Genomic DNA, 25,419 nt, shown 5'->3' on the forward strand with positions numbered 1-25,419 from the left:
AGGCGAGTTTTCTGGAGTTTGCGCCCACGGGCCCGGCGATCACCGTCGACGACCGGGAGACCTCGTCGCGGGTCGCCGGGCACCTGCACGAACTCGGTGCGTCGATAACACTCGAACGGCTCGAATTCGGCGATTACGCCATCGGCGACCGCATCCTCGTGGAAAGGAAGACCGTGCAGGACTTCATGAACACCCTCGTCGAGCGGGACCTCTTCGGGCAGATCCGGGCCATGGCCGATGCGGTGCCGCGGCCGATCCTGATCATCGAGGGGCCAGATGACATCTATACGGTGCGCAACATCCACCCGAACGCTATCCGCGGCACGCTTGCCGCCATTACGGTCGATATGGGGGTCACGCTGATCCGCACGAGGGATGCGGACGATACCGCGGAGATGCTCTACGTCCTCGCGCAACGGGAGGGGAGCGAGCGGGGAGAGCGGAAGGTGCACCCGAAAAAGTCCTACCGGTCGGTCCGTGAGGAGCAGGAGTATGCGCTCGCGGCCTTCCCGAACATCGGTCTCAGGAGTGCACGGCTCCTCCTTGAGCACTTCGGATCGCTAAAGGCGATCATCGATGCCGATGCGGAGGAGCTGGCGTCGGTGCACGGGATTGGAGAAAAGACGGCCCGTGGGATATGGGATCTTGCCCGCAGGCCTTACCGCTGACCCAGTGCTTCGAGCGCTTCAGCGCCCTTGGCAATCGCCTTCATCAGGGTCAGGCACTCGTCGGCCCTCTGCTCGCCCCTGATCCGTTCACAGAGGTGGATGATCGTCCGCTCGAGTTCCATCGTGACCCGGCCATCCTTTCCGGGAGCGGCCGGTGCAGGTGACGGTGACGGCACCGGTCCGGGGGAGGGCTGTGGAACCGGCTCCGGTTCGGGAAGAGGACTTTCTGACGCCGTAAGCGGGCAGATCACGCACTGTGTCTCTCCTTTGTACTCGAACAGGGGGTACCCGCAGGCTTTGCAGGATTTAGCGAGCATCTTTCCTCCTTTCAGGAGGTACTCAGCCATGACTTCGTCAGCCTTATCTGCCGTCATTTTGTCGAACACCCTTAATGAACTTATATATGTCTGGATGCCATTAATAATAAAGGGGTAATTCTAATGGCAAGTCCAGACGAAACAATACGGATCTGCATCCAGATGCTGCAGAATATCAGCGAGGATTCCACCATCCCGCGCAATATCCGGCGTGTTGCAGATGAGACCAAATCGGTTCTCCAGGACGAGTCCCGGAGTATCGGTCTGCGCGCCGCAACCGCAATCTCCATGATCGACGAGATCAGCAACGACCCGAACATGCCGGTCCACGCACGGACCCGCATCTGGGAACTGGTATCGCAACTGGAAACGGTACCTCTCGACTAAACAACTTATTCTTGAACGATTCCGGCAACGTCTGAGCAGAGTGATTCTTCGGCGATTGTCTGCCCGGCACCGTGCCCTCACGCAGCCGGAATCGCACGTCTTCCTTCTTTTTGATGTTCAGGCGAGGACGGTGACGTGGACCGTCCGCTTGCGGCTCGGCCGGACATCGAGTTCCAGGAGGACGATCTGCTGCCAGGTGCCGCAGGCGAGCCCGCCCTCGATAACCGGGACCGAGAGCGACGGGCCGACGATCGCCGCCCGGACATGGGACCGTCCGTTGCCGTCACCCCATGCTGCATCGTGCGCGTAGGGAATATCCGCCGGCGCGATGACCGAGAGCGCCCGGGAAAGATCAGCAAGCACGCCGGGCTCGTACTCGATGGTGGTGACGGCGGCGGTCGAGCCTTCGACGAAGACGGTTGCAAGACCTTCCCTGATGCCGCTTTCGGCGACCGCCTGCTCCACCCGGGGTGTGAGGTTGACGATCTCCCCCTCACCATGCGTCACAACCTGGATTGTCGTACGGAACATTACGTACACCTCATTCAGGCGTTCTGTTGTCTCCTGCCGGGATAAAACCCGCGGAAAGGATGGCGGCATGGGGTGCCGGATCCGGCACGTTACAGGGACGGTTCACGGTGCGGAAAGGCTGTCCGTGGCGCGCTCGTCGTAAACGCTTTGTAGATTAGGCGTCTCTCCCCCGGAGACGATATTGCCCTACCGGTGGAACGGCGGACAGGATGTGGACGAGGCGGTCATCGTCGTGATGAGTACGCTCGAACGCAGCCAGATGGAATCATGATGGCCCGAAGGGCGGGGCGTCAAGATTGAGCGAGCCAAAAAAGAGAGGGAACAGGCGTTTAAGCCTCGTCCTCGGCATCCAGGATTGTGAACCCGATGACCCGGTCACCGTCGTCGAGTTTCATGACCCGGACGCCGCGGGTACCACGTTTCTGGACCGAGATCTCGGATACCTTTGTGCGGATCACGATGCCGGACGCGCTCATCACGATGATCTCGTCATCGTCGGAGACCGCCATCGACCCGACGACGCCGCCGCCCCTGACGTCGACGACGATGTTTCGCACCCCAAGCGTGCCCCTGCCGTGGCCGCGGAACTCATCGAACTCCGTCCGTTTCCCGAAGCCCTGCTCGGTGATGGTGAGGAGGTGGTCCCCCGCGATGACGGAGACGGCCTGCAGGGCATCACCGTGACGGAGTTTGATCCCCCGCACCCCCATCGCACCCCGGTGGACGGGGCGGACGGTCTCCTCGTGGAACCGGAGACTCTGCCCGAACTTCGTCGTCAGGATCAGTTCCCGGTCCCCATCGGTTGCCTTCACGTCGACCAGGGTATCGTCGCCGCGGAGGTTGATGGCGTTGATCCCTGTCTGCCGGGGCCGCGAGAACTCGTCGAGCGCCATCTTCGCGACCGTTCCTCCCCTCGTTGCAAAGAAGAGGTAGTGGTCGGACCGGAACTCCCTGACCGGGATCACCGTCGTCACCCGCTCCTCGCCGTCGAGGGAGAGGAGGTTGACGAGGGCCTTGCCCTTGCCCGTCCGCTGCCCCTCGGGGAGGTCGTAGACCTTCAGCCAGTACACCCTTCCGTTGTCGGTGAAGCAGAGGAGGTTATCGTGCATATTGGCGACAAAGACCCGCTCGACGCCGTCGTCGTCTTTCGTCGCCATACCGATGACACCGCGACCTCCGCGCCGCTGGTTCCGGTAGGTGTCGAGGTCAATCCGCTTGATGTAGTTAGAAGAGGTGAGCGAGACCAGCATCGGTTTGTCCTCGATGAGGTCCTCCCTCTCGAGCGTCTCGGTCGCGTGCCCGATCTGGGTCCGCCGGTCGTCACCATAGCGGGCGCCGATATCAACGAGCTCCTTTCTGATCTCGGCGAGGATGTTCGCCTCGCTTGAGAGGATGCCGGTCAGCCGTTCGGCCTCCAGTGCAAGGGCGTCGCGCTCGTCCTGGATCTTCTGGTGCTCGAGCGCTGCAAGCCGCCGGAGCTGCATCTTCAGGATGGCATCCGCCTGGACCTCGTCCAGAGCAAACTTCGCTACCAGGGCCGCTTGTGCCTCCTCGGTCGTCCCGGATGCCCGGATGGTTGCGATGACGGCATCGATGTTGTCGAGCGCAATCAGGAGACCGCTGAGGATGTGCCTTCGTTCCTCCGTCTTCGCGAGATCGAACTCGGTCCGCCGTCGGACCACGTCCACCCGGTGCTTGAGGAACTCGTGGACGAGCTCCTTGAGGTTCAAGACACGGGGCTGGCGGTCGACGATCGCAAGGTTGATGATCCCGAAGGAAGACTCGAGCGCCGTGTGCTTGTAGAGGAAGTTCAGGATCACCTGGGGCGCGGCGCCTCTCTTCAGGTCGATCACGACTCGCATTCCGTCCCGGTCCGACTCATCACGGATGTCGGAGATGCCCTCGATCCTCTTGTCGCGGACAAGGCTTGCAATATTCTCGATCAGGCGCGCTTTGTTCACCTGGAAGGGGATCTCGCTGATGACGATCCGGGGTGTCCGGCCTTCCTCCTCGATCTCCACGACCCCCCGGACAACGCACTTGCCGCGCCCGGTCAGGTAGGCATCCCGGACGCCCTGGGTGCCCATCATGATCCCGCCGGTGGGGAAGTCCGGACCGGGCATGATCCGCATCAACTCTTCCGTAGATATCTCAGGTTCGTCGATGATGCGGCAGGTTGCCTCACAGACCTCGCGGAGGTTGTGGGGCGGCATGTTCGTTGCCATACCGACCGCGATCCCGCTCGACCCGTTGACGAGGAGGTTCGGGACCCGGGCCGGGAGGACGTCGGGCTCCTTGAGCGACTCGTCGAAGTTGGGGACGAAATCGACGGTCTCCTTATCGATATCGGCCAGGAGTTCTTCCGAGAGTTTCGTGAGCCTGGCTTCCGTGTATCGCATGGCGGCAGCGGAGTCCCCGTCGATCGAACCGAAGTTCCCCTGCCCGTCGACCAGCGTATACCGGTAGGAGAAGGGCTGCGCCATCTTCACGAGCGTATCGTAGATGGCCGAATCGCCGTGAGGGTGGTACTTACCCATCACATCTCCGACGATACGGGCGCTCTTCTTGTAGGGCTTGTCGCTCGTATTGCCGAGCTCCCGCATGGCGTAGAGGGTGCGGCGGTGAACCGGCTTTAAGCCGTCTCTTGCGTCAGGGATGGCGCGGCCGATGATCACGCTCATCGCGTAGTCGATGTAGCATGATTTCATCTCCTCTTCTATGTTGATCGGGACAACCTGATTAGACGTCAAGGTTGTTCACCTCCTTTGCATGCCGGCGGATGAAGTCTCTCCGGGCGTCCACATTCTCTCCCATAAGTTTCTCGAATATCTCGTTTGCGTAGACGGCATCCTCGATCTTCACCTGTTTGAGGACCCGATTTGCCGGGTCCATCGTGGTGCTCCAGAGCTGCTCGGCGTTCATCTCACCAAGACCCTTGTAGCGCTGGATCGTGACGCCCTTCTCGCCGAACTCGGCGACGATCTCCCGCAGGTCTTCCTCGCGGTAGGCGTACTTTTCCTGTTTTCCCCTGGCGATCCGGTAGAGGGGCGGCTGGGCGATGTAGATATAGCCGTTCTCGATGAGTTCCGTCATATATCGGTAGAAGAACGTGAGGAGGAGCGTCCGGATATGCGCACCGTCGACATCCGCATCAGTCATCAGGATGACATGGTGATACCGGGCCCTCTCAGCGTCGAAACTGTCGCCGACTCCGGTGCCGATAGCGGATATCAGCGCCTGGATCTCGGCGTTCTTCAGGATCTTGTGCTCCGACGCCTTCTCGACGTTCAGGATCTTGCCCCGGAGGGGAAGGATCGCCTGGAACTTCCGGTCCCGTCCCTGCTTTGCGGAACCGCCTGCAGAATCTCCCTCCACGATGTAGAGTTCGCTCTTCACCGGATCCCGCTCCTGGCAATCGGCGAGTTTACCAGGAAGGCCGGCCGACTCGAGCGTGCTCTTCCGCCGGGCGAGTTCACGTGCGTTCCTGGCGGCCTCCCGGGCCCGGGCAGCCGTCATCGCCTTATCGACGACCACCTGAAGGGTCCTCGGGTGCTCCTCGAAGTACTCGGTGAGCGACGAGTAGACGAGCGAGTCCACAATGCCCCGGACGTTGCTGTTGCCGAGGCGCATCTTGGTCTGCCCCTCAAACTGCGGGTTCGCGACCCGGGTGCTGATGACGGAGGCGAGCCCTTCGCGGACGTCTTCGCCCTTGACCTGAGCGTCGTTGTTCTTGAGAAGGTTGTTTCTGTGGGCGGCGTTGTTGATTGCCCGGGTGAGGGCGCTCCGGAAGCCCTCGAGGTGGGTTCCGCCCTCCCGGGTATTCACGCTGTTGACGTAGGTGTAGATTGTCTCCGTGTACGAGTTGTTGTATTGCAGGGCAACCTCGACCTCGACCATGCTCTCGGGGTCGCGCTTCTGGAAGTAGATAACATCCTCATGGAGGCTCTCTTTTCCCTCGCCAATATGGGCGACGAACTGCCTGATGCCGTCCTCGAAGCGGTACGTGACACAGTCCCCGGTACGTTCGTCCCTGAGGATGATCGTAAGGCCGCTGTTTAAGTAGGCAAGCTCGCGGAGCCGGTGGTCCAGGACATCGTAGTCAAACTCAACGGTCTCGAAGATCGAGCGGTCGGGCTGGAACGTGATCCGGGTTCCCTGAAGGCGCTCGTAGTCGAGCGGCTGCTGCGGGCGGCTGCCGTACCGCTCCTCGTACCGCGCCTCCATCTCGTGTTCGGTCTCCGGACGGCTCTCAAGCGGTTTTGCAACCTGGCCCTGCCGGAACTGCATCGTATAAATGCTGCCGTCCCGGAAGACCGTGGCATCGAGCCAGCTTGAGAGGGCGTTGACGACCGAGACGCCGACGCCGTGCAGGCCGCCGGATACCTGGTAGGTATTCTTATCAAACTTCCCGCCGGCGTGCAGCACCGTGAGAACGATCTCAAGAGCGCTCTTGCCGTACTGGGGCTTGAGGCCGACCGGGATGCCCCGTCCGTTGTCATCAACCGTGATCGAGCCGTCCCGATTGATGGTCACCTGGATCAGGTCGCAGAACCCGGCGAGAGCCTCGTCGACCGAGTTGTCCACGACCTCGTAGACAAGGTGGTGCAGTCCCCGGGTATCCGTGCTGCCGATGTACATCGCGGGACGTTCCCGCACAGGCCTCAAGCCTTCCAGTACCGTGATGTGTGAAGCATCGTAGGTATCAGTCATCTCTGACCTCCGCTGAACAAGCGGCGTCCTGAATCGCAGCAAAACTCACAGTATATATTGGTTGTATAACCTCTTATACTGAACGGCTCCGGAGAATTTACTGATTTGGGCTTATTCTGCAAATATCCGGTTCGATGAAGTCCATGCGAGGACATCTTCCGGTGAGCAGGCCTCCCTCAGTCGTACTTCCCTGTGTCGGGGTTTGCGATACCGAGTTCTCTGTCGACCGCGATCGCTATTCGGTTGAGGAGCCTTTTCACGTCTGCCGCATCTTCCTTATCCAGGGTGCCCGGCTGGTGCCAGATCACCATCTTGCGGAGGCGCTCCACGAGTTCTTCGATCTCTGTTCCCCGGAACTGCTCCGGCACGGTGAAGTCATTGAGGTGGTCGGCAGCACCGAAGAAGGCTCTCTCGGGGGGCAGGCCGAAATGCCGTGAAAGCAGCATCAGGTTAACGACAAACCCTCTGCCGAATTCGCTCTTTGCGGGCATACTACCCTATGCACCGCCGGGAGATATGAATGATCTGATTTTTTGCGTTGAGAGTATCCCTGAAATGATCCCGGCTCGCCTCAAACACAGAAGCCCGTCGCTGGTTTCCGCTAGGGTAACCCCACTCGCACCTTCGAGTGTTTCTGCTCAGGTTTCAACGAAGTGTCACATCTCGGAGCCTGATGGCTCCGCTTGCTCCAGATGTTCTGTCCGTCACCCCTTCGACAGGTCATACTTCAGAATATCGCGTCTCCGGATACGGATTTCGAGGGAATATCGCCACGCGGGGAGGGGCTGACGGGGAGGGGGGGGAGCATCCCCCCTCGAAACCCTTCGGGTTTCTCATGCTCGCTGCGCTCGCACTCCCCTTTGTCCCCACCTCCCTTTGGCGATAACCCCACGGTCCAGTGTATTGGCATTTTTGACGGATTCTACCGTTTCCATAATCTTCCACGGTTCAGTATGCTGGAATCTTTCCACGCTCTGGTCCGCTTTGTTTGTCGCAGGTTGTACCTTCCGATAGCCAAACCCTGTTGGGACGTCTGGAACTCGAGAAGAGTAGAGGTGCAGGCATTGCCCTCCACAGCAAAAGGCACTACGACAATCGAACACTCACCTACGGCTGCAGATAGATCAGCACCGTAGAGAGCACGATGAAAGCAAGCGTCGCGAAAAAGAACGCCATCTCTCCGGTGCGGAGGTTTTTTCGCCGGATGTAGAGGCCGGTATTCGCCCCGTGTCCGCGGCAGAGCATGCTCGTGTAGGTCCGCTCGCCCTGCTCGTAGGAGCGGATGAAGATTGACCCGACCGTGTAGCCGACCTGGCGGAGCCTGTAACGGTAGGGGAGGGTGCGGTCGAGGGGATCGAAAGACCGGGTCTCCATCGCGGTCCGTACCCTGTTAAACATCTCGGCAAAGACGAAGATGTAGCGGACCATCATCCCGAGCGTAAGGGTAAACTCCCGGGGGAGGCCGAGCCGTCCTGCCGCCTCGATCATATCCTGCATCTTCGTCGTGGATGAAAGCAGGATGATGAACGATATACTGACCAGGAACTTCACGAGGAGGATCGAGGCGAACTCCACCGACTCAGCGTAGACTTCGATCCCGAAGGGCAGGGTCGCGATCGTGTGGAAGACGTCATAGTAGGAGTTCTTGACGAAGACCTGAAACGCGATCAGGAAGATCCCGAACGGGAGGATGAGGAGGAGCCGCCGGAGGTAGGCCGTCGGCGGGAGGCGGGATGCCGCCCAGAGGAGGGCAAAGAGAAGAAAGAGGACAAGACCAAGTTCGTAGACCTTCGTCGAGTAGGGCAGGACGACGATGGCCACGATGGCAGCGAGGGTTACGAGGAGTTTGACCCTCGCGTCCAGCCGGTGGACGATGCTCGTCCGATACGCGTGTTTCTCAATATAGTAGAGGTCGTCGATCATTCTCGTCTCGCATAGGCATCAAGGAACGACTTCATTGCATCCTCATAGGTGTATGCCATATCGATGGCGACACCATTCTCCTTGAGCGACCGGATCAGTTTCGGTATGGGCGGCACGTCGAGCCTTGTCCGGGTAAGGAGGTCCGGCCGGGCGAAGATCTCCTCGACCGTCCCGGCACCAACGATGCTCCCCCGGTCCATCACGTAGATATAGTCCGCCATCTCCGCCACGAGGTCGAGATGGTGGGTCGAGAAGATCACCGTCATGCCGTACTCATCGGGCAGCCGGTTGACGAACGCCACGAGATCGGCGACGCCCTGGGGATCGAGGCCCGCGGTCGGCTCGTCGAGCACCAGGACCTGCGGCTCCATCGCCAGGATGCCGGCGATGGCGACCCGTTTCTTCTCACCGCCCGAGAGGTGGTGCGGCACACGCTCACGCAGGTCCTCGATCCCGAGGAGGTGCAGGGCCTCCTCGACACGGTGGGCGACCGTCGCCTCGTCAAGGCCGAGATTCGTCGGGCCGAACGCGATGTCCTGTTCCACGGTGGGAGAGAAGATCTGGTCGTCGGGGTTCTGAAAGACGATCCCGACGAACTTCCTGACCTCGCGGACGTTCTCCTTCGTAATGGGCTCGCCCCTGATCAGCACTTCGCCCGACGTGGGTTTGAGGATGCCGTTGAAGTGCTTGAAGAGGGTGCTCTTCCCGGCACCGTTCGGCCCGATGACGGCGATGCGGGACTTCCTCTCTGCGATGAAGTTCACGCCCTCAAGAGCGGGAACGTTGCCACGGTAGACGTGCGTGAGATCGCGGGTCTCGACCAGGTGCATGATACCAAAAAGTGGGATCTGGTCGGGTATTTAGTTGTCGGGCCGGGCAGCAATCCGGGCAACACCGTAGACCAGGCCCAGCATAAGGAGGGTGCCGAGAACAACGGCAAGCACCTCCCCGGTCTTATCGAGGCCCGGGATGCTGTAGTCGGGCATGAACGCTTCATACGAGAAGTCATTCCCGGTCGCGGCGACCACCTGCTCCTCCGCGGCGCCGGCGGCATCTTCGTCGAGTTCGTCGCCCATGAATGGCTTTGCGTCATAGATGCTGAAGAACGCGCTCTCAAGCCCATCGGGATTTCCTGATGCGAGGAACGGCGCGGCAACGGCGATCACGAGAGCGATCGCGATACCGATGATGACAAACTGTTTCGTCTCCATTACGCGCTCACCCCCGCCGGGCGTTCGAGGATGTCGGGCCGCGCCGAGGCTATCATGTAGAGGGCGACCGCGGTGATCCCCCCCTCGATGAGGCCGATGATCGCATGGTATGTGCCCATGAAGGTGAGGCCAAGTTCAAGCGGGAACGTGCCGGCGATTGCGAGTTCGACCGCACAGAGTATTGCAGAGATGAAAAGCGATGCCCACCCGGCGATGAACGCGGCGGCATACGCATTCCCTATCACGCCTTTGATGCCGGCATAACCGTAGTAGCCGACGAACCCGCCGATGACGCCCATGTTGACGATGTTGGCGCCCATGACGGTGATGCCGCCGTCACCGAAGATGATGCCCTGTACAAGGAGCACCAGTGTCAGGACAAAGACTCCCGCGTACGGTGAGCCGAGGACGATCGCCGCGAGCGCCGCACCGACCATGTGGCCGCTCGTCCCCCAGGGGATGGGGATATTCAACGCCTGGATGGCGAATATGCCTGCCGCAAGCACGGCGACCAGCGGTATCTTCTCCTCTCCCATCGAACGCCGCGCCCACCGGAGAGCAAGAACGATGAAGATGAGGGCAATGACCCAGTAGATCAGGGCCTGTCCCATCGGTATAAACGCATCAGGTATATGCATGACACACCTGACGATTTGTATTACGTTTTGGTATAAATGTATTACCAAGCGCGACGGCTGGATCAACCTGTAAGAATCTGACGTACTCCCGATGCAAAAAGTATGCCCATTGCCCTGGCGAGCGCGGGTTTCAGGGCGAGCCTCTTGAGCAGGGTGCCCGGCCGGTCCATGTCGCCGTGCTTCACGATCGTCTCGATGAGGTCCGGGTCGTTCAAGGCCCGGCAGAGGCGATCGATCTCCTCCGGGGTCATCTTCTGCCGCATATGAAGCGCTTTCATCCCGATATCGAGTTCTCTTCCGAAGTCTTCCTTCCAGCGCCGCTCGTAGTCGCGGAGGCTCCCGTCATCGAACGCCCCGCGCGCCATGCACGCCGCCGCGACGGCAGCCGCATGTTTCGCCGACCGGACGCCGGTGTAGACCCCGCCTCCCGACGTGGGCTTCGCGAACCCCGCCGCATCGCCGACGATGAGTGCCCGGCGGCCGTAGGTCTGCGGCATAACCCCGAGCGGGATGACCCCGCTTGCGAGGTGGAGTGAGTTCCCGCCGTAACGGGCGATAAACCGGTCGAAGTACTCCTTTGCGTGCTCCCGTGCGCAGAGACCGACACGGGCCCGGGTCGCCGAGACCGGGATCACCCACCCGAAGAAGTCGGGCGACGCGTTGGGGTGCAGTTCCACGTAGCGCGGGTCGATTGCACAGGGCACCTCTGCCTGGACCCCGGCGAGGTAGGTCTCCGGGCGCCGGAGGCCCAACATGCGGGCGACGGAACTCCGCGGCCCGTCGGCGGCGATAAGGAGGCGGAAGGGGATCTCCTCGCGCCCGCAGACTCCCCGAGTCAGGAGGGAGGTGCCGTTTATGCCGCATGCGCTGGTCTTCAAGCGGAACTCCGCTCCGGCATCCGCCGCCCGCTCCGCCATTTCACGGTCGAGGAGGGCCCTGTCGACGACATACGCCTTCGTGACCCCTGCGTCAAAGAGGAGTTCTCCACCGAGGCCCGATACCATGCGGGCGCCGCTCACCTCGTTTGTGACCGAACGTTTCGAGACATCGCACTCGGTAAAAGCAGATGCCGAGAGGAGTCCTGCGCACTGCACCGGGTAGCCAATCGTCCCGTGCTCCTCGATGCAGAGCGTCTTAAGCCCCTCTTCCGCGCAGGCCCGCGCCGCCGCACTCCCGGCAGGGCCTGCGCCCACAACAACAACATCCCAGACCAGAGTATCATGCCCCTCGCACGAGTTGTTTTCCGGCCGCCGGTGGCGGCCCGGTTCCTGAGTAGAGTGGACGTTCGGGGACTTAAAAGGGAGCGGATGGGGGGCCGAGTCGTAAGCGAGCGCTATCTTCCTCCACCTGTTTGTCGCTACCCAAACTCCAAGCGGAATAACTATCGTACTTCAGGACAGCCCAAACCCGTACACGGCTTTCCACTGGGTATCGCCATAGGGGGTGGGGTTGCAGGGGAGGGGGGTCTCCCCCCGGTCGCGATATCCCCACGGCCAGTGTTCGGGGTTTTTACCATGCATATCCCATTCAATAGTTGCGATCGATATCACAGGAAGCACCGTCAGGTGCGACTTACGACCGCCTGCCCAATTCTTGTGAGTTTCTCATCCCCTCTTCACCCCTCCACGACGCCAGCCGCGTGCCGCCCCTCCACCCCCACAGCTGCGTATTTGACGGATCATGCCCCAGGTAGTACCGAAATGCCGGAAGAACGGGAGTTTAAATGGAAGCAGTGCCTGATCGTGCGCGCTGATGTGAAGATGAGCTGCGGCAAGAAGTGCGCGCAGATCGCCCACGCCGCGATCGGCGCCTACGAGAAGGCAGACCGGATCGCGAAGAAGGCCTGGCTTGACGAAGGGCAGAAGAAGGTGGTGCTGAAGGTCTCGGCCGAGCGGCAACTCTTCGAACTCAAGACGATCGCAGAACGGGCGGGCATCCCCGCGTCGATCATCCAGGACGCCGGAATGACCGAGATCCCGCCGGGAACCGTGACGGCGCTCGGCCTGGGACCCGCTCGCTCCGAAGACCTCGACCGGATCACCGGCGACCTCTCCCTGCTATGATGCCCTCGCCCTATCCTCTCGAAGCGGAACTCGGGATGCGCTACTACGCATCCGACGCCCCCGGCATCGGCGGGCGGCTCCGCTCAAGCCCCGAGGACTTTGTCGTCGAAGAACTCCCGCTCCCGATCAGCGATCCCGATGGTCCCTACCTCATCTGCCGGCTCACCAAGAAGAACTGGGAACTCCAGCGGGCGGTCAAGGAGATCGCAAAGCGTCTCGGCATCAGCCACCGGCGGATCGCCTGGGCGGGGACCAAGGACAAGAACGCGGTGACCACCCAGCTCATATCGATCTACGACGTCCCGCCGGAGGCGATCGGGCAGGTGCATCTTGCGGATATCTCGCTTGAGGTCGTCGGGCGGTCGCAGCACTCGCTCGCTCTCGGGGATCTTATGGGGAACCGGTTCGATATCGTCATCCGGGACTGCATCACAGAGGACCTTGCCGAACGTGTCCGGACGGCCACAGAGGCAGCATCAACCGGAATACCGAACTACTACGGACTGCAGCGGTTCGGCGTCGTCCGGCCGGTCACACATCTCGTCGGCAGGAGCATCCTCAAGGGCGACTACGAAGGCGCTGTGGTCACGTACGTCGGCCGGGCATATCCTCTGGAGTCAGAGAGGGCTCAATCGGCCAGGAACCATTTTGCCGATACTCGGGACGCGCGGGCGGCGCTCGCCGACCTTCCCGTCCAGATGACCTACGAGCGGGCGATGGCAAACCACCTCGTGGCAAACCCCGGCGATTACGCCGGTGCGCTCCGGGCGCTCCCGCCGAAACTCCTCTCGCTTCTGGTAAGCGCGTTCCAGTCACACCTCTTCAACTGCGCGCTCTCCTCCCGAATCGATGCCGGCCTCTCGCTCACCGAGCCTGAGGTCGGCGACCGGCTGCTCTTTCTAAACGGCCGCGAAGACATCGTCTCCGCACGGAACCGGCAGGCAGCACTGCTGCAGATCCGCCGCGGCCGGTGCCGGATCGCCCTCTTCATCCCGGGAGCGGAACCGATGGCGCCGCGTGGGCCGATGGACGAGATCATGCAGGAACTGATGCAAACATCAGGTATCGATGCCACAGACTTTGAACGCGCTTCCCGGTTCGTGGAGACGAAGTTTGCCGGGGTCCTCCGGCCGATCAGCCTCTCCACCGGCGTGCAGGCCGATGTATCGGGGGAGAGCGTCCGGCTCCGGTTTACCCTCCCTCCCGGCCACTACGCAACGACGGTCTGCCGGGAGTACATGAAGGCGGATCCCTACGTGATGATCTGATAAACAGAGGCATGAAAAGAGGGCCCTATAGAATGCCTCCTCCGGAGGCCATACCGCCTCTCTTCACGCTCTTCGCGTCTGGCACCAGACGAGCACCACGAGGCGCTCAGTCCAGGGGGTATCGGTTGATGAACTGTGTGGATAGAATAGAATTGCCCTGAAATTTCTCCCGAAGGAGTCAGGGGGTTTCAACAAGTCGAAAAAGATTATTCCTCGAGACTATCCCCGTAGAGCACGCTCCACTCGGTGACCAGGTTGCTCCCGCACATGAAATGGCGTTTCAGGGAGAGCCGGATCATCTCTTTCTCAGTCTCGATATGCATGCCGCCGACGAGCGACGGGGTATCGGCACCGCCGACGATGAACGGCAGGTGGATCAGACGGATCTCGTCGACGAGACGATGGTTTAACATGGACCAGTTCAGCGTCGGCCCGCCCTCGATCATCATCCGGGAGACGCCATAGTCTCTCTTGAGGATCCGCATCAGTCCCGGCAGGTCGACTTCGTCCGCTCCCACGCTGACAACATCAACACCGCTCTCCCGGAGCCGGGCAACCTTCTCTGCCGGCGCAGCCTCGCTGACGGCGATGACCGTCCTGGCATCCGACCCGAGCACGTTTGCGTTCAACGGAATATTGGCCCGGCTGTTCGGGATGACGCGGAGCGGGCTTTTTCCTTCTACCAGCCGGACCGTCAGGAAGGAATTGTCGATCCTGATCGTGTTTGCTCCGACCATGATGGCATCGCACTCCGCCCGGGTCTGGTGAAGGAGGATCTCGGTCTCGGGGGCCATGTACTTCATGAGGATCTTGCTGGAGGCCCCGCGCTTCAGGGTAAGCTTCCCGTCGACGGTGATCTCCGACATCATAAGAACGTGCGGCCTGTCGTAATCAGCCATTGAATCTCCTTCTCACTGATCTATCTGGCGGGAGCGTTTATGAATCTGATGTTTCTCAAATCTCGGCAATTGTTCGGTTTTTGGCCCGATGTGGCCCCGACCGACGAGATGGACCGATACCGGTCGATAATTGGCCCCGGTCAGGAAGGAAGTTGGGTTGAATCTATGCTGCCCTATCCGGTAGAGCAAAGGTTAAACCCCTTACGGGCTGATAAAATATGCGATGAATATAACCTCTCTGCGGCCGAAATTCATCAAATATACAGAGCCTGTCGCGTCGTTTTTTGCACGCCTGGGCGTTACGCCGAATCAGGTCTCGGCGCTCGCCATGCTCTTCGGCCTTTTATGCGCACTTGCCTTCGCCCGACAATACTTCCTCGCTGGAGCCCTGCTCCTGTTTGTCTCGGCAGTCCTCGACCTGGTAGACGGCAGCGTCGCCCGGAAGAATCATACCGAGAGCAAGTTCGGGGCCGTCTTCGACTGGGTTGCCGATAAATACGTTGATGCAGCGGTCATCCTCGGCGTGGGGTTCTCCGGGATCCCTATCATCAGCCACCTGATAGACGTCCCGCCAATAGCCGATTTCGGCATCGTGGGGCTGGCGCTCTTCGGATCCCTGATCAATACGTTCATCAAACCGGTTACCTATGCGGAGATCGGCTACACGGAGAGGATTGCCGGCAAGATCGAGGACCCTCTCGAAGGGGTCGGTTTCTTCGGCAGACCTGAGACGGTCCTCGTGCTGGTGCTCGGCGGTGTGACCGGATACATCTGGATCGCGGTGCTCCTCATTGCGGTCTGCACGAACCTCTCTGCGGTCCAGCGGATCTACTACCTCTACCGGCAGTACTCCTGACCGGTCCAATCACTTTTTGGCTTTGCTAAAACCCCACCTCTGCTGCAGGCGTTCGCAATCCAGGGGCGCTCCGGGGCATGGCCATGGACCGCCGTCCATTGCGCAGGAAGATACTCAACAAGGCACCCAAAAGACAGGCCGGGCCCGGCGCGACCCATATCGAAGCAGGGGCGAAGACCGGAGATGAGTTCCAGCAGAGCAATAATTGTAAGACCATGCTTCCTGCGGGGTATCATCCCCCGGGCAAATGGCCGGCGCGAGGGGAGGGGGAGAGGCGCCCCGCGGGTTAGAGTCCAGATTCTTTGGTCTTTCGCCGGACAACCTGCTCAACTTCGCTGCGGTAAAGCCGGTACAGGCTGTCGGCGAGATTCCCGAGTTCAGGGATGACCCTGAAGAGAGCATACGCAAGGATCACGAGGAAGACCAGCGCCCCGAGTTCGGCCATGACGTTGTGCGCCCAGAAGAAACTCTCGTAGCCGAACTCTCCGTTGCCGGCGATCTCGGGAAGGTAGGGAAACCACTGTTCGGCGTAAGCCGTGACAACAAAGACGTTTCGGAAGATGTTCAGGATATAGATCGTCGGGAAGACCAGGAGGAAGCCGGCAATCTTCTGCATCACCGTCGACCGCACACCCCAGGCCACCCCGAGCATGATTGCGATGCTCTGAATCCCGGTGCAGGCAAGGATGATCTCGGTCCGGAACCCGTTGCGCTCCATCAGGTTCCAGGCCTCAAAGTTCACCGGATACCCGATCATCGCGAGCGCTACGGATGTCTGTTCCGCGACTGCTGCAATCAGCCAGTTCCCGAGTGCCGGCATGTAGCCGAAGGGGGCGTAGATCAGGAACGCCACGGCCGCTATTGTCGAGAGCTGTATCACCCTGGGGTCGTCACGAAGCAGGTATTTTGCGGTGATATAGAGGAATGGTGCGGAGAGTAGAGTTATTGCCGGGTACAGAAAGTTATTGATGGAGAAATAAAAAGGGAGCTCAAGGAAGAGGTACCCAACGATACTTGCCCACCCGCCGATGGCGAAGTACTTTCGGAACCTTCCCGGGATAAGGAAGACGAGAAAACAGATGCAGGAGATCAGCACCAGGTAATCCTTCATCCTTTACGTTTCGGTTATCTGACATTAAAGCATTTGTGCGCCCGATCCAGCGCGGTCTTCGGTTGCGCAGTCCCGGCGTACTGTGCGACCAGGGGGGGACTACCCTGCACTCTCAGCAAGGACTTCCTGCCCCACCCCCTTAATCCCCACAAGTTAATTTCGATCGGCACCCCATTCATTACAATGATGTTCTGTCCACAGTGCAAAGGTCTGATGATATCGTCCGGAGGTCAGCTGAAATGCAAAAAGTGCGGCTATATCCGGGAGATCGAGGTCAGTGACCGGTTGAAGAAGACAGACAAACGCCTTGAGAAGGAGATTACCATCGTCGACGAAGAGGAGAAGATAGCAACGCTCCCGACTGCAAGCATCAAGTGCCCGGAGTGCGATTGCACAACGGCATACTGGTGGCTGCGGCAGCTGCGGGCGGCGGATGAGAGCGAAGTCAGGTTCTTCCGTTGCACCGCCTGCGGGAAGACATGGCGCGAGTATGACTGATCTCTGAACACACAAAAATCACTCTTATTTGTCTCGTTGTCGTCCTCGAAGAGACCTGCTCGTCTGATTGACCCCGGGTAGAGACGAGAACGCTCACATTATGCGATACCTCCCGGGGACAGACCCCCAAAGCCGGACGGATCCCATGCCGGTACCGGTGGAGGGATAAGGCACTCCGGGAACCCGTTCGCCGAAACAATCCCGGTATACGCTATCTGGTGTAACCTCCACCACCGCCGGCACAGCTCCGGCACCCGCTCCCGGGGTATCTTCCCTGCCTGATCAACCCCCTCTTCAACCAGAATGTTGATATACAATATACATTATTAATAATGTATAATAGGGGTAATCGAATGGCTGAAAATTTCAATGTCAAACTCGAGGAGGCGAAGTACTATACTCCCGAGGCCAGCTGCAAGGAACGCTCCTGGATAGGCGACTACAACCGGACCTACCAGGAGTTCCTGGCAGACCCCGATAGGTTCTGGGACGGCATTGCCAGGGAACTTGAGTGGTTCCAGCCCTGGAGCCAGGTGAAAGAGTGGAACTACCCGTATGCCCGGTGGTTCCTGAACGGGAAACTCAACATCACCCACAACTGCCTGGACCGCCACGCCCAGAGCCAGCGGCGGAACAAGGTTGCGATCATGTGGCGAGGAGAGACTGAGGAGGAAGAGCGAATCTTCACCTACCGCCAGCTCCTGCAGGCCGTCTGCCGGTTTGCAAACGGTCTATCGCGCCTCGGCGTCGGGAAGGGTGACCGAGTCTGTATCTACATGCCGATGGTGCCCGAGCAGATCATCGCAATGCTCGCCTGTGCCCGTATCGGGGCAATACACTCGGTCGTCTTCGGCGGGTTCGGCGTCAACGCGCTCAATCAGCGCATCACGGGCATCGACGCAAAGGTGGTCATCACTGCCGACTTCACCTACCGGCGCGGCAAGGCAATCCCGCTCAAGAGCATCGTGGAAGAGGCGGTCGTCAGCGCTCCGAGCGTCGAGCGGATCGTCATCCTCCGGCGCGACGCTGACAAGCCCGTGGAGCTCCACCCCGAGATGGAGGTGGACTACCATGACCTGATGGAGGGCGTGGACCGGGAATGCCCGGCTGAACCGATGGATGCCGAGGACCCGCTCTTCATCCTCTATACCAGCGGCACCACCGGTACCCCGAAGGGCATCGTCCATACCTGCGGCGGATATACCGTCGGGGCCTACTACACGACAAAGTACGTCTTCGACGTCAAAGACAGCGACATATACTGGTGCACCGCCGATCCTGGCTGGATCACCGGCCACAGTTACGCCGTCTATGGTCCGCTCCTGAACGGCGCCACCTGTCTCATCACGGAAGCAACCCCCGATTACCCGAACCCGGGCACCTACTGGGATCTCATCGAAGAGTATGGCGTCACCATCTTCTACACCGCCCCCACCGCCATCCGGATGTTCATGCGGGTGGGCGAAGAGTGGCCGAACCGCTACAACCTCTCGTCGCTCCGCGTCCTCGGCTCGGTCGGCGAACCGCTCAATCCCGAGGCGTTCGAGTGGTTCTACCGCATCATCGGTAAGGAGAGGTGCCCCATCGCGGACACCTGGTGGCAGACCGAGACCGGGATGCACATGGTGACCACGATGATCGGCGAGCCCATGCGTCCGGGGTTCACGGGTAGATCGATCCCGGGCGTCGTCGCGGATGTCGTCGACCTCCAGGGCAATCCGGTCCCGCCGGGCACAGGAGGCCTCCTGGTCATCAAAGAGCCCTGGCCGTCGATGATGCGGACGATCTGGAACGATGACGAGCGGTACTGCAAGTACTGGAACACCATCCCCGGCTGCTACACCGCAGCAGACCTCGCGGTGAAGGACAAGGATGGCTACATCATGGTCATCGGGCGGTCGGACGACCTGATCGTCGTCGCCGGGCACAACATCGGGACCGCGGAGGTCGAGAGCGCGCTTGTCTCGCACGAAGCGGTTGCGGAGGCGGCCGTCATCGGGAAACCCGACGCCCTCAAAGGGAACTCCATCAAGGCCTTTGTCATCCTCAGGAACGGTCGCGAGCCCTGTGAGAAGTTGAAAAACGACCTTGTTTACCACGTCCGGATGACGCTCGGACCCATCGCCATACCATCCGAGATCGAATTCGTTGAGGCGCTCCCCAAAACTCGAAGCGGCAAGATCATGAGGCGTGTCTTAAAAGCGCAGGAACTGGGTATGGACCCCGGAGACATCTCAACCCTGGAGGAGTAAGCAACCAACTATTTATATACTCTTTTATATATGTTATAAATATGAATGAGCACAAACCAGAGGAGTCCCTCAAGATAGAAAATATCGTTGCTTCAGCAAAAGTGACGGATTCTCTTGATCTTCCCTCTCTTGCCTCCCAGCTGAAAGACGCGGAATACAATAAAAAACGGTTCCCCGGAGTCGTTCTCCGGATGCAGGATCCCAAGATCGCTGCGCTTGTCTTCGGTTCCGGCAAGGTCGTTCTGACGGGTGCGAAGAGCATCGACAGCCTCTCGCGGGGCCTGGAGATTCTCGGCGACCAGTTACGGGCGCTCGGTATCGACATCCCTGAAAACCTGACCTACAAGGTCCAGAATATCGTCACGTCTGCAGACCTCGGGACGCCCATCAACCTGAATAAGATTGCCGTGGGGTTCAACCTGGACAAGATCGAGTACGAGCCTGAACAGTTCCCCGGGCTCGTGTACCGGCTCGACGATCCGAAGGTAGTCGTCCTCCTCTTCGGGTCCGGCAAACTGATCATCACAGGGGGCAAGGTGCCCGAGGATGCCCGGCGGGCGGTCCAACGGATCCTCACCGAGCTCTCCAGTCTCGGGCTCATCTGAACGCAGTTTAATGCTCACTCCTCTATTTTTTCCTCCCCGGCACCTTCCCCCACACTCATGCCTCTGGACGCCTCGCGTGACGCCGTATCACCAACCCGCACCTCTGGATGCAATTACGCCGTAGCAGCGTACCTCAGCCTCGCCCATACACGCACGGTGCAATGAGGATCTCCCTCAACCTGGATAACCCTGAACCCCTCATTGACCGAGATAGCGCGATCCGGCAGATAACAAAGTGATCATATCAATCCGATGCCTCAATGATTCTCTTAAAACCATCACAATCGCAAAATCTCTCATTGAAACAATAATATTTTTATAGTCAGATTTAAAACAATAGATACAAGCTGATGGTGAACGGATGAGGTCAGACAAGGTACGGTATTTTACACCACGCGATGAAGAACTCGCCGAACTCCTCATGGGTATCGGCATCAAAAGAAACGTCTCCAAAGTGCTCGTATATCTCGCAAACACCGAAGAAGCGACGTCCCGTGACATTGAGCGGGGCACCGATCTCCGTCAGCCCGAAGTCAGCATCGCCATGCGCTATCTCAAGGAATGCGACTGGATCGACACCCGTGAGAGCAAGTCGGAGAGCAAAGGGCGGCCGGTGAAGATCTACGCGCTATCCCGCCCGATAACAGAGATTATGGATACGATCGAGAAAGAAAAGAAGAAAGAAGCCCGACACCAGTTAGACCTTATCCAGAAGATGCGGGACTGTATCTCAACGCAATGATATGACGCGGCAGTTGTTTTCCTCACCAACAATAACCACAATCTTTTCTCCGTAGGCAGAGAATAGACCGCACTCCAATGCACCGGGTATCGAGGCTATCCTCGCCTCCAGATGCTGCGGGTCTGCAACCGCTCCAAAGTCGCAGTCGAGGATAAAGTTGCCGTTGTCGGTGACGACAGGGCCGTCTTTCTTCACCCCGTCCCGGATGACCGGAACGGCACCGAGGAGGGCGAGACGCCGGAAGACGGCCGCAGAGGCAAACGGCAGCACCTCGACCGGGACAGGCGCGTTCAGGGTGTCCACCACCTTTGTCGGGTCGACGACGATGAGCACCCGTTTAGCCGCGTCACAGACACATTTCTCCCGGAGGAGCGCCGCTCCGCGCCCCTTGATCAGGTTCAGGCCCGGGTCGACCTGATCGGCCCCGTCGATGGCGATATCGATCTCGGGGTGCTCGTCAAGACTCGTGAGCGGGATGCCGTACTGGCGGGCCCGGAGGGCCGCCTGGTAGGATGTCGGCACACCGGCGATGGAGAGATCGCCTCCAGCAATCCGTTCGCCGAGCCGCTCCATCGCAAAGAAGACGGTCGATCCGGTGCCAAGGCCGACAATCATCCCATCTTCGACCATCCCGGCTGCTCGATACCCTGCGTTCCGCTTCGACTCTACCTGCCCTGCTGCATTCATGACGTAATCTTCGCCTTCCATCCAGATAGCCATGTCGTCAGGGGAAGATACCCCTGAGGTCGTCCGTGGCGCCGAACGCCGTGCAATCGAGGGTGATGGGCGTGATGGATATATTGCCCTTCTGCACCGCATGCACGTCGGTCCCCTCCTCCGCGTCCTCATGCAGGGGTCCGTCGATCCAGTAGTAGGGGCGCCCACGGGGGTCGAGACGCTCCTCGACGCCGGTATAGAAGAGTTTCTCGGCAAGGCGGGTTACCTCGTAGCCGCCGAGCACTGGTGTTGGGATATTCACGTTGATGACGTGAGCGCTTTCGGGGAACCCGTTTGAGATGATCTTCTCGCAGATCTCACGGACCACCCGTTTTGCATCCGAAAACCGGTCCACAATCCTTGACGGGTCATCAAACTTATCACCCTGGTCCTCCACCTGGAGCGAGAAGGCAAGGGACGGCACTCCCTGGTTGGACGCCTCGAGTGCGGCCCCGACGGTGCCCGAGGTCATGATCGACTCGTATGAGAGGTTTTCACCGATATTAATCCCGCTGACGACAAGATCCGGGTTCAGGTGCAATGCAAAGAGCCCGATGATCACGGAGTCGGTCGGTTTCCCGCCGACCGAGTATGCCGGCACCCCGTTCATCGTCACCTTTGTCGCCCGTATCGGCTCAAAGATAGAGATTGATCGCCCTACAGCGCTCTGCTGGGTGGCGGGCGCAACCACGGTGACATCGGCGATAGGGGCAAGCGCCTCGTAGGCCGCCCAGAGCCCCGCGGACGTGATCCCATCATCATTGGTGAGCATAATCTTCGGTTTCATCCTTGTCAATAGGGATAGTCCCCGCGTATCAAATACTTGCCCGATCGTCAGGGTCAAATGCTTGGTAGCCAACCTGTATTACAATGAAGGCAATTCTTGCCGAATACTCCGTCTGCAACGACCCCGAGCTCGCGCCCGAGGGTGCTGCCATGCTCGCCGTGATAAGCGAGAGTTTCGAGAGGTGCGGCTACGATGTGGTGACCCCCGAGAAGCCCGACCTCGAGGGAGAGATCCGGAGGCTCGCCCCGGGATGTGACGTAGGGCTGGTCATAGCACCGGACCACCTCATCTTCCGGTATACGCAGATCCTCGAACAGTTCACCCACAACATCGGGTGTGGAAGCATGAACGCGGCTGTCTGTGCCAACAAGCAGCGAACAGCAGCGATCCTCGCCCGGAACGGGGTCCCGGTACCCCCCGGCGCCGGTGAGGGAAAGCGGGTTGTCAAACCGGTCATGGGCTGCGGGGCTCTGGGGGTCAGGCTGACGGATGAGGAGCCGGGTCCCGGCGAGTTTGCCGAAGCGTACATTGAGGGCGAGACGCTGAGCGTGAGCCTCGTGGGGAGCCGCGTGACCGGCAACGTCTGCGAGTATTACTCGGGCAACCCCCCGCTCCTGCTCGCGGTCAACAGGCAGGAGATCGCTGTTGCAGATGACGGAAGGTTCCAGTATCTCGGGGGGGAGACACCTGTCCACCCCGACCGCGAGGAAGAGATTGTCGCCACCGCGGTCCAGGCGATGAACATCCTCGGGTGCCAGGGGTATGCCGGGATCGACGTCGTCGTCGGTGACCGCATCTATGTGGTGGACGTCAACCCGAGGCCCACGACCAGCCTGGTCGGGATCGCGTCCGTCATGGAGGAGGAGATTGCCGAGATCCTTGTTGCAGCGTCTCACGGCAAAGCGCCGGCAGAGGTGCACCTCTCCGGAAGGGCGCGGTTCAATAAGGACGGGAGGATCAACCGATTATGATCGGCATCGATATCGGCGGCGCGAACCTCAAGGTCGTTGATGATGCGGGTGTGCATATCCACTACTGCCCGCTCTGGCAGGGCGCGCCGCTTGCGGAACTCCTCGAACCCTATGCAGAGCCCGCCGCCGTGGTGATGAGCGGAGAACTCGCGGACTGCTTCGTGAGCAAGATCGAAGGAATCCGATGGATTGTCGAGGCCGTCCAGGAAACCGTCCGTGATGCCGCCTTCTACGGTACCGACGCGGCATTCCACACCCGGCCGGTCCCGGACCTTGCCGCCGCAAACTGGCTGGCATCGGCCGATTACCTGCGCGAGGAGTACCCGGATGCAGTCCTCCTTGATGTCGGGAGCACCACCGCCGACGTCACCCCCCTCAACAACTTCGAGGAACTCAAGGGCCTGACCGACACCAGGCGGCTGCAGAAACGATACCTCGTCTACACCGGCATGCTCAGGACAAACGTTGCCACGATCCTCTCCTCGGCGACGCTCGATGGGACGGTGACGCCGGTGAGCACCGAGTATTTCGCTGCAAGCGCCGACGCACACCTCGTGCTCGGCCATATCACCCCGGAGGACTACACCTGCCCGGCACCCGACAACGGCGAGAAGACTGTTGATGCTGCACTCCGGAGGCTCGCACGGGTTGTCTGCGCCGATATCGACGAGATCGGGAGCTCCGGGGCCGTCCAGGTGGCCCGGCAGTTCTGGGAAGCCCAGCGGACACTGGTTGTCCGCGCAGTGGGACGCGCACTCTTCCAGAGCGGGGCCGAACAGGTGATCACGGCAGGAATCGGGGCAGACCTTTTCGCCCGTGAACTGGGCGGGATCACGCTGAACCAGGAGATCGGAGCGGTCTCGGATGCACTGCCCGCCTACGCGGTCAGGGAGGTGGCGCTACGGCAACGCGATTGCGACTGACCCTCCTCCTGCTTGCGGCATCGCTCATCATAACGGCGGTGTCGCTGGCGCTTGGCTTTCCGTTCTTCTTCCTCTTCCTAGTTATACCGCTGATCCCGCTCTTCGGGAGACGGCCTGACGTGAGGCGCTGCCCGACCTGCGGATGGGAAACAACAGGCAGCGAGCGCTTCTGCCCCTACGATGGGACGCCGCTCACGATCGAGGGTGAAGGCGGCAAGGTTGAGCAGGGAGAGCGGTAAGGGGAGGCCGAAGAGTTCGGTTTCCGGGATCGCGCCGAAGTCACGGGAGGCGTAGTTCCGGATGGTCCCCCGGTCGACAACAATCCCCAGCATCCGGAGGTATTGTGCCACGCGATTGAAGGGCATCTGCTGTGACAGGAGGAAACAGAGGTCGACGATGGGCGAGGCAAGACGGGTATCGGGGTAAAATGGCGCTTCAGCGTAGCAGAGGGCGCCGCACTCCTGGCAGTAGAACCGCTTGACGTAGACACGGATGGTGCGCTCCTGTCCGTTTTCGAGCAGGACGGCAAACCGTTTCGCCCGCAGGTCGTGCCCGCTCACCGGACCGCCGCATGACGGGCAGGCGTCGAGGCAGGTGAATGTCACGCCGTCCATCGACGCCAGGGCGTTCCCCACCAGGTCGGCAAGCATCGGTGGAATCAAGAACTTCTTCTTCGCGATGGGAATCCTCTCCCGCATAACTGTATGAACTGTGTGGGTTTCCACCAATAATAACAACTTCCCCCATATGCCAGGGACGGGGAGCGGATGGCGGCGGGATCATTTCGAGAGTCTACACCGTGTTTTACGCAATCGTCCTCGCTTCAGTCCAGGCACCAGCCAGACACTGTGGCCGACTTACTCATCAGACCTGGAGATCGGTTTAACACTCACACCTAACTTTGATACTTCTCCGAACCTCTATCCTGCAGAGATTCACTCACGTACAGACTTAAAAGAAGACTGCAGATTGCCATCAACCATTCTCCATGCTGCCGGGGGAGTGAGGACAGATCAGGTTAACCACAATAATTTAAGTAACTTAACATACGATATCCGGTTTGCCATAGAGGTGTGGTAAAAATATGACGTTACAATATGTGGCCACAACATGCCCGTATTGCGGCACAGGATGCAGTTTCAACCTTGTTGTCCAGGACGGCAGGGTAGTTGGAACAGCGCCGTACCGCCGCTCACCCGTGAACGAGGGAAAGGTCTGCCCGAAGGGCACTTACGCTCACGAGTTCGTGAACAGCCCGGACCGTCTCACGAAGCCGCTCATCAAGAAGGACGGCAAGTTCGTCGAGGCGACCTGGGACGAGGCCTACGACCTGATCGCACAG

The 25,419-nt window shown here is 60.1% G+C and carries 27 protein-coding genes; 12 read left to right on the forward strand and 15 right to left on the reverse strand.

The window, feature by feature from the left end; translation table 11 throughout:
- A partial coding sequence (locus tag QZ650_RS00155; RefSeq protein ID WP_292522438.1) for an ERCC4 domain-containing protein occupies positions 1-668 on the forward strand: 668 nt, incomplete at its 5' end.
- On the opposite strand, the gene QZ650_RS00160 is transcribed toward QZ650_RS00155, so the two are convergent.
- Complete coding sequence (locus QZ650_RS00160; RefSeq protein ID WP_292520792.1) at positions 659-1,042, reverse strand: Sjogren's syndrome/scleroderma autoantigen 1 family protein; 384 nt, start codon at positions 1,040-1,042, stop codon at positions 659-661. The genes QZ650_RS00155 and QZ650_RS00160 overlap by 10 nt on opposite strands.
- A gap of 66 nt (positions 1,043-1,108) precedes the next feature.
- Between QZ650_RS00160 and QZ650_RS00165 the strand changes: the two genes are divergently transcribed.
- Complete coding sequence (locus tag QZ650_RS00165; RefSeq protein WP_066958790.1) at positions 1,109-1,372, forward strand: UPF0147 family protein; 264 nt, start codon at positions 1,109-1,111, stop codon at positions 1,370-1,372.
- Positions 1,373-1,489: 117 nt separating this feature from the next.
- Here QZ650_RS00165 and QZ650_RS00170 read toward each other — a convergent pair whose 3' ends face one another.
- The 9 genes from QZ650_RS00170 to QZ650_RS00210 form a co-directional block, all read right to left on the reverse strand.
- Positions 1,490-1,903, reverse strand: a complete 414-nt coding sequence (locus QZ650_RS00170; RefSeq protein WP_292520796.1) for a secondary thiamine-phosphate synthase enzyme YjbQ — start codon at positions 1,901-1,903, stop codon at positions 1,490-1,492.
- Between the two features lie 329 nt (positions 1,904-2,232).
- A complete protein-coding gene (gyrA, locus tag QZ650_RS00175) occupies positions 2,233-4,653 on the reverse strand; it encodes a DNA gyrase subunit A (protein ID WP_292520798.1) in 2,421 nt (806 codons plus the stop codon).
- Complete coding sequence (gene gyrB / locus QZ650_RS00180) at positions 4,643-6,613, reverse strand: DNA topoisomerase (ATP-hydrolyzing) subunit B (protein WP_292520800.1); 1,971 nt, start codon at positions 6,611-6,613, stop codon at positions 4,643-4,645. Before gyrB ends, gyrA begins: the two co-directional genes overlap by 11 nt.
- Positions 6,614-6,789: 176 nt before the next feature.
- Positions 6,790-7,104 carry a hypothetical protein gene (locus QZ650_RS00185; protein ID WP_292520802.1) on the reverse strand — a complete coding sequence of 105 codons (315 nt, stop codon included), beginning with the start codon at positions 7,102-7,104 and terminating at the stop codon, positions 6,790-6,792.
- 616 nt (positions 7,105-7,720) lie between these two features.
- Positions 7,721-8,536 (reverse strand): cobalt ECF transporter T component CbiQ, encoded by an 816-nt coding sequence (cbiQ, locus tag QZ650_RS00190; RefSeq protein WP_292520804.1) that lies wholly within the window; start codon positions 8,534-8,536, stop codon positions 7,721-7,723.
- Positions 8,533-9,366 (reverse strand): ATP-binding cassette domain-containing protein, encoded by an 834-nt coding sequence (locus QZ650_RS00195; protein WP_292520806.1) that lies wholly within the window; start codon positions 9,364-9,366, stop codon positions 8,533-8,535. Before QZ650_RS00195 ends, cbiQ begins: the two co-directional genes overlap by 4 nt.
- Positions 9,367-9,396: 30 nt before the next feature.
- Positions 9,397-9,747, reverse strand: a complete 351-nt coding sequence (locus QZ650_RS00200) for a PDGLE domain-containing protein (RefSeq protein ID WP_292520808.1) — start codon at positions 9,745-9,747, stop codon at positions 9,397-9,399.
- Positions 9,747-10,385: a cobalt transporter CbiM gene (gene cbiM / locus QZ650_RS00205; RefSeq protein WP_292520810.1), complete on the reverse strand. Its 639-nt coding sequence runs from the start codon at positions 10,383-10,385 to the stop codon at positions 9,747-9,749. Before cbiM ends, QZ650_RS00200 begins: the two co-directional genes overlap by 1 nt.
- 62 nt (positions 10,386-10,447) lie before the next feature.
- Entirely contained in the window at positions 10,448-11,599 is a 1,152-nt protein-coding gene (locus tag QZ650_RS00210; RefSeq protein WP_292520853.1) for an NAD(P)/FAD-dependent oxidoreductase, read from the reverse strand.
- A 486-nt stretch (positions 11,600-12,085) separates the two neighbouring features.
- Between QZ650_RS00210 and pth2 the strand changes: the two genes are divergently transcribed.
- Together pth2 and truD are read left to right on the forward strand one after the other, a co-directional pair.
- Positions 12,086-12,448 (forward strand): peptidyl-tRNA hydrolase Pth2, encoded by a 363-nt coding sequence (gene pth2, locus QZ650_RS00215; protein ID WP_292520812.1) that lies wholly within the window; start codon positions 12,086-12,088, stop codon positions 12,446-12,448.
- The gene (gene truD / locus QZ650_RS00220) at positions 12,445-13,716 is read left to right on the forward strand and encodes a tRNA pseudouridine(13) synthase TruD (protein ID WP_292520814.1); all 1,272 of its coding nucleotides are present in this window, start codon (positions 12,445-12,447) and stop codon (positions 13,714-13,716) included. The genes pth2 and truD overlap by 4 nt, the downstream gene beginning before the upstream one ends.
- Before the next feature lie 206 nt (positions 13,717-13,922).
- Here truD and QZ650_RS00225 read toward each other — a convergent pair whose 3' ends face one another.
- A complete protein-coding gene (locus QZ650_RS00225; protein WP_292520816.1) occupies positions 13,923-14,615 on the reverse strand; it encodes a dihydrofolate reductase family protein in 693 nt (230 codons plus the stop codon).
- A 223-nt stretch (positions 14,616-14,838) separates the two neighbouring features.
- On the opposite strand from QZ650_RS00225, the gene QZ650_RS00230 reads away from it, so the two are divergent.
- A complete protein-coding gene (locus QZ650_RS00230; protein WP_292520818.1) occupies positions 14,839-15,471 on the forward strand; it encodes a CDP-alcohol phosphatidyltransferase family protein in 633 nt (210 codons plus the stop codon).
- A 286-nt stretch (positions 15,472-15,757) separates the two neighbouring features.
- On the opposite strand, the gene artA is transcribed toward QZ650_RS00230, so the two are convergent.
- Positions 15,758-16,582: an archaeosortase A gene (artA, locus tag QZ650_RS00235; protein ID WP_292520820.1), complete on the reverse strand. Its 825-nt coding sequence runs from the start codon at positions 16,580-16,582 to the stop codon at positions 15,758-15,760.
- A gap of 183 nt (positions 16,583-16,765) precedes the next feature.
- Here artA and QZ650_RS00240 point away from each other — a divergent pair, with 183 nt between their 5' ends.
- The 4 genes from QZ650_RS00240 (at position 16,766) to QZ650_RS00255 (ending at position 20,679) form a co-directional block, all read left to right on the forward strand.
- The gene (locus QZ650_RS00240) at positions 16,766-17,080 is read left to right on the forward strand and encodes a transcription factor S (protein ID WP_292520822.1); all 315 of its coding nucleotides are present in this window, start codon (positions 16,766-16,768) and stop codon (positions 17,078-17,080) included.
- Between the two features lie 353 nt (positions 17,081-17,433).
- A complete protein-coding gene (acs, locus tag QZ650_RS00245) occupies positions 17,434-19,332 on the forward strand; it encodes an acetate--CoA ligase (RefSeq protein ID WP_292520824.1) in 1,899 nt (632 codons plus the stop codon).
- A gap of 41 nt (positions 19,333-19,373) precedes the next feature.
- Entirely contained in the window at positions 19,374-19,937 is a 564-nt protein-coding gene (locus QZ650_RS00250; protein WP_292520826.1) for a TATA-box-binding protein, read from the forward strand.
- Positions 19,938-20,298: 361 nt separating this feature from the next.
- Positions 20,299-20,679, forward strand: a complete 381-nt coding sequence (locus QZ650_RS00255; RefSeq protein WP_292520828.1) for an ArsR family transcriptional regulator — start codon at positions 20,299-20,301, stop codon at positions 20,677-20,679.
- On the opposite strand, the gene rpiA is transcribed toward QZ650_RS00255, so the two are convergent.
- Positions 20,668-21,387: a ribose-5-phosphate isomerase RpiA gene (gene rpiA, locus QZ650_RS00260; RefSeq protein WP_292520830.1), complete on the reverse strand. Its 720-nt coding sequence runs from the start codon at positions 21,385-21,387 to the stop codon at positions 20,668-20,670. The two genes, QZ650_RS00255 and rpiA, sit on opposite strands and share 12 nt — an antisense overlap.
- Before the next feature lie 16 nt (positions 21,388-21,403).
- On the reverse strand, positions 21,404-22,183 hold the full coding sequence (surE, locus tag QZ650_RS00265; protein ID WP_292520832.1) for a 5'/3'-nucleotidase SurE: 780 nt from the start codon (positions 22,181-22,183) through the stop codon (positions 21,404-21,406).
- Positions 22,184-22,266: 83 nt separating this feature from the next.
- On the opposite strand from surE, the gene QZ650_RS00270 reads away from it, so the two are divergent.
- A complete protein-coding gene (locus QZ650_RS00270; protein ID WP_292520834.1) occupies positions 22,267-23,154 on the forward strand; it encodes an ATP-grasp domain-containing protein in 888 nt (295 codons plus the stop codon).
- Positions 23,151-24,077, forward strand: a complete 927-nt coding sequence (locus tag QZ650_RS00275; RefSeq protein ID WP_292520836.1) for a hydantoinase/oxoprolinase family protein — start codon at positions 23,151-23,153, stop codon at positions 24,075-24,077. The genes QZ650_RS00270 and QZ650_RS00275 overlap by 4 nt, the downstream gene beginning before the upstream one ends.
- Before the next feature lie 77 nt (positions 24,078-24,154).
- Here QZ650_RS00275 and QZ650_RS00280 read toward each other — a convergent pair whose 3' ends face one another.
- Positions 24,155-24,775 (reverse strand): hypothetical protein, encoded by a 621-nt coding sequence (locus tag QZ650_RS00280; RefSeq protein WP_292520838.1) that lies wholly within the window; start codon positions 24,773-24,775, stop codon positions 24,155-24,157.
- Positions 24,776-25,161: 386 nt separating this feature from the next.
- Between QZ650_RS00280 and QZ650_RS00285 the strand changes: the two genes are divergently transcribed.
- Positions 25,162-25,419 (forward strand): molybdopterin-dependent oxidoreductase (locus QZ650_RS00285; protein ID WP_292520840.1); only part of this gene is annotated, 258 nt, incomplete at its 3' end.

Source organism: Methanoculleus sp., assembly GCF_020696975.1.
GTDB lineage: Archaea > Halobacteriota > Methanomicrobia > Methanomicrobiales > Methanoculleaceae > Methanoculleus.

What these genes read in the sequence shown, in the direction of transcription:
- QZ650_RS00160 (WP_292520792.1), bottom strand. Translation starts at nt 1,042, where the DNA reads ATGACGGCAGATAAGGCTGACGAAGTCATGGCTGAGTACCTCCTGAAA.
- QZ650_RS00165 (WP_066958790.1), top strand. Translation starts at nt 1,109, where the DNA reads ATGGCAAGTCCAGACGAAACAATACGGATCTGCATCCAGATGCTGCAG.
- QZ650_RS00170 (WP_292520796.1), bottom strand. Translation starts at nt 1,903, where the DNA reads ATGTTCCGTACGACAATCCAGGTTGTGACGCATGGTGAGGGGGAGATC.
- gyrB (WP_292520800.1), bottom strand. Translation starts at nt 6,613, where the DNA reads ATGACTGATACCTACGATGCTTCACACATCACGGTACTGGAAGGCTTG.
- QZ650_RS00185 (WP_292520802.1), bottom strand. Translation starts at nt 7,104, where the DNA reads ATGCCCGCAAAGAGCGAATTCGGCAGAGGGTTTGTCGTTAACCTGATG.
- cbiQ (WP_292520804.1), bottom strand. Translation starts at nt 8,536, where the DNA reads ATGATCGACGACCTCTACTATATTGAGAAACACGCGTATCGGACGAGC.
- QZ650_RS00195 (WP_292520806.1), bottom strand. Translation starts at nt 9,366, where the DNA reads ATGCACCTGGTCGAGACCCGCGATCTCACGCACGTCTACCGTGGCAAC.
- QZ650_RS00200 (WP_292520808.1), bottom strand. Translation starts at nt 9,747, where the DNA reads ATGGAGACGAAACAGTTTGTCATCATCGGTATCGCGATCGCTCTCGTG.
- cbiM (WP_292520810.1), bottom strand. Translation starts at nt 10,385, where the DNA reads ATGCATATACCTGATGCGTTTATACCGATGGGACAGGCCCTGATCTAC.
- pth2 (WP_292520812.1), top strand. Translation starts at nt 12,086, where the DNA reads ATGCCGGAAGAACGGGAGTTTAAATGGAAGCAGTGCCTGATCGTGCGC.
- truD (WP_292520814.1), top strand. Translation starts at nt 12,445, where the DNA reads ATGATGCCCTCGCCCTATCCTCTCGAAGCGGAACTCGGGATGCGCTAC.
- QZ650_RS00225 (WP_292520816.1), bottom strand. Translation starts at nt 14,615, where the DNA reads ATGGCTGATTACGACAGGCCGCACGTTCTTATGATGTCGGAGATCACC.
- QZ650_RS00230 (WP_292520818.1), top strand. Translation starts at nt 14,839, where the DNA reads ATGAATATAACCTCTCTGCGGCCGAAATTCATCAAATATACAGAGCCT.
- artA (WP_292520820.1), bottom strand. Translation starts at nt 16,582, where the DNA reads ATGAAGGATTACCTGGTGCTGATCTCCTGCATCTGTTTTCTCGTCTTC.
- QZ650_RS00240 (WP_292520822.1), top strand. Translation starts at nt 16,766, where the DNA reads ATGATGTTCTGTCCACAGTGCAAAGGTCTGATGATATCGTCCGGAGGT.
- acs (WP_292520824.1), top strand. Translation starts at nt 17,434, where the DNA reads ATGGCTGAAAATTTCAATGTCAAACTCGAGGAGGCGAAGTACTATACT.
- QZ650_RS00250 (WP_292520826.1), top strand. Translation starts at nt 19,374, where the DNA reads ATGAATGAGCACAAACCAGAGGAGTCCCTCAAGATAGAAAATATCGTT.
- QZ650_RS00255 (WP_292520828.1), top strand. Translation starts at nt 20,299, where the DNA reads ATGAGGTCAGACAAGGTACGGTATTTTACACCACGCGATGAAGAACTC.
- rpiA (WP_292520830.1), bottom strand. Translation starts at nt 21,387, where the DNA reads ATGGAAGGCGAAGATTACGTCATGAATGCAGCAGGGCAGGTAGAGTCG.
- surE (WP_292520832.1), bottom strand. Translation starts at nt 22,183, where the DNA reads ATGAAACCGAAGATTATGCTCACCAATGATGATGGGATCACGTCCGCG.
- QZ650_RS00270 (WP_292520834.1), top strand. Translation starts at nt 22,267, where the DNA reads ATGAAGGCAATTCTTGCCGAATACTCCGTCTGCAACGACCCCGAGCTC.
- QZ650_RS00275 (WP_292520836.1), top strand. Translation starts at nt 23,151, where the DNA reads ATGATCGGCATCGATATCGGCGGCGCGAACCTCAAGGTCGTTGATGAT.
- QZ650_RS00280 (WP_292520838.1), bottom strand. Translation starts at nt 24,775, where the DNA reads ATGCGGGAGAGGATTCCCATCGCGAAGAAGAAGTTCTTGATTCCACCG.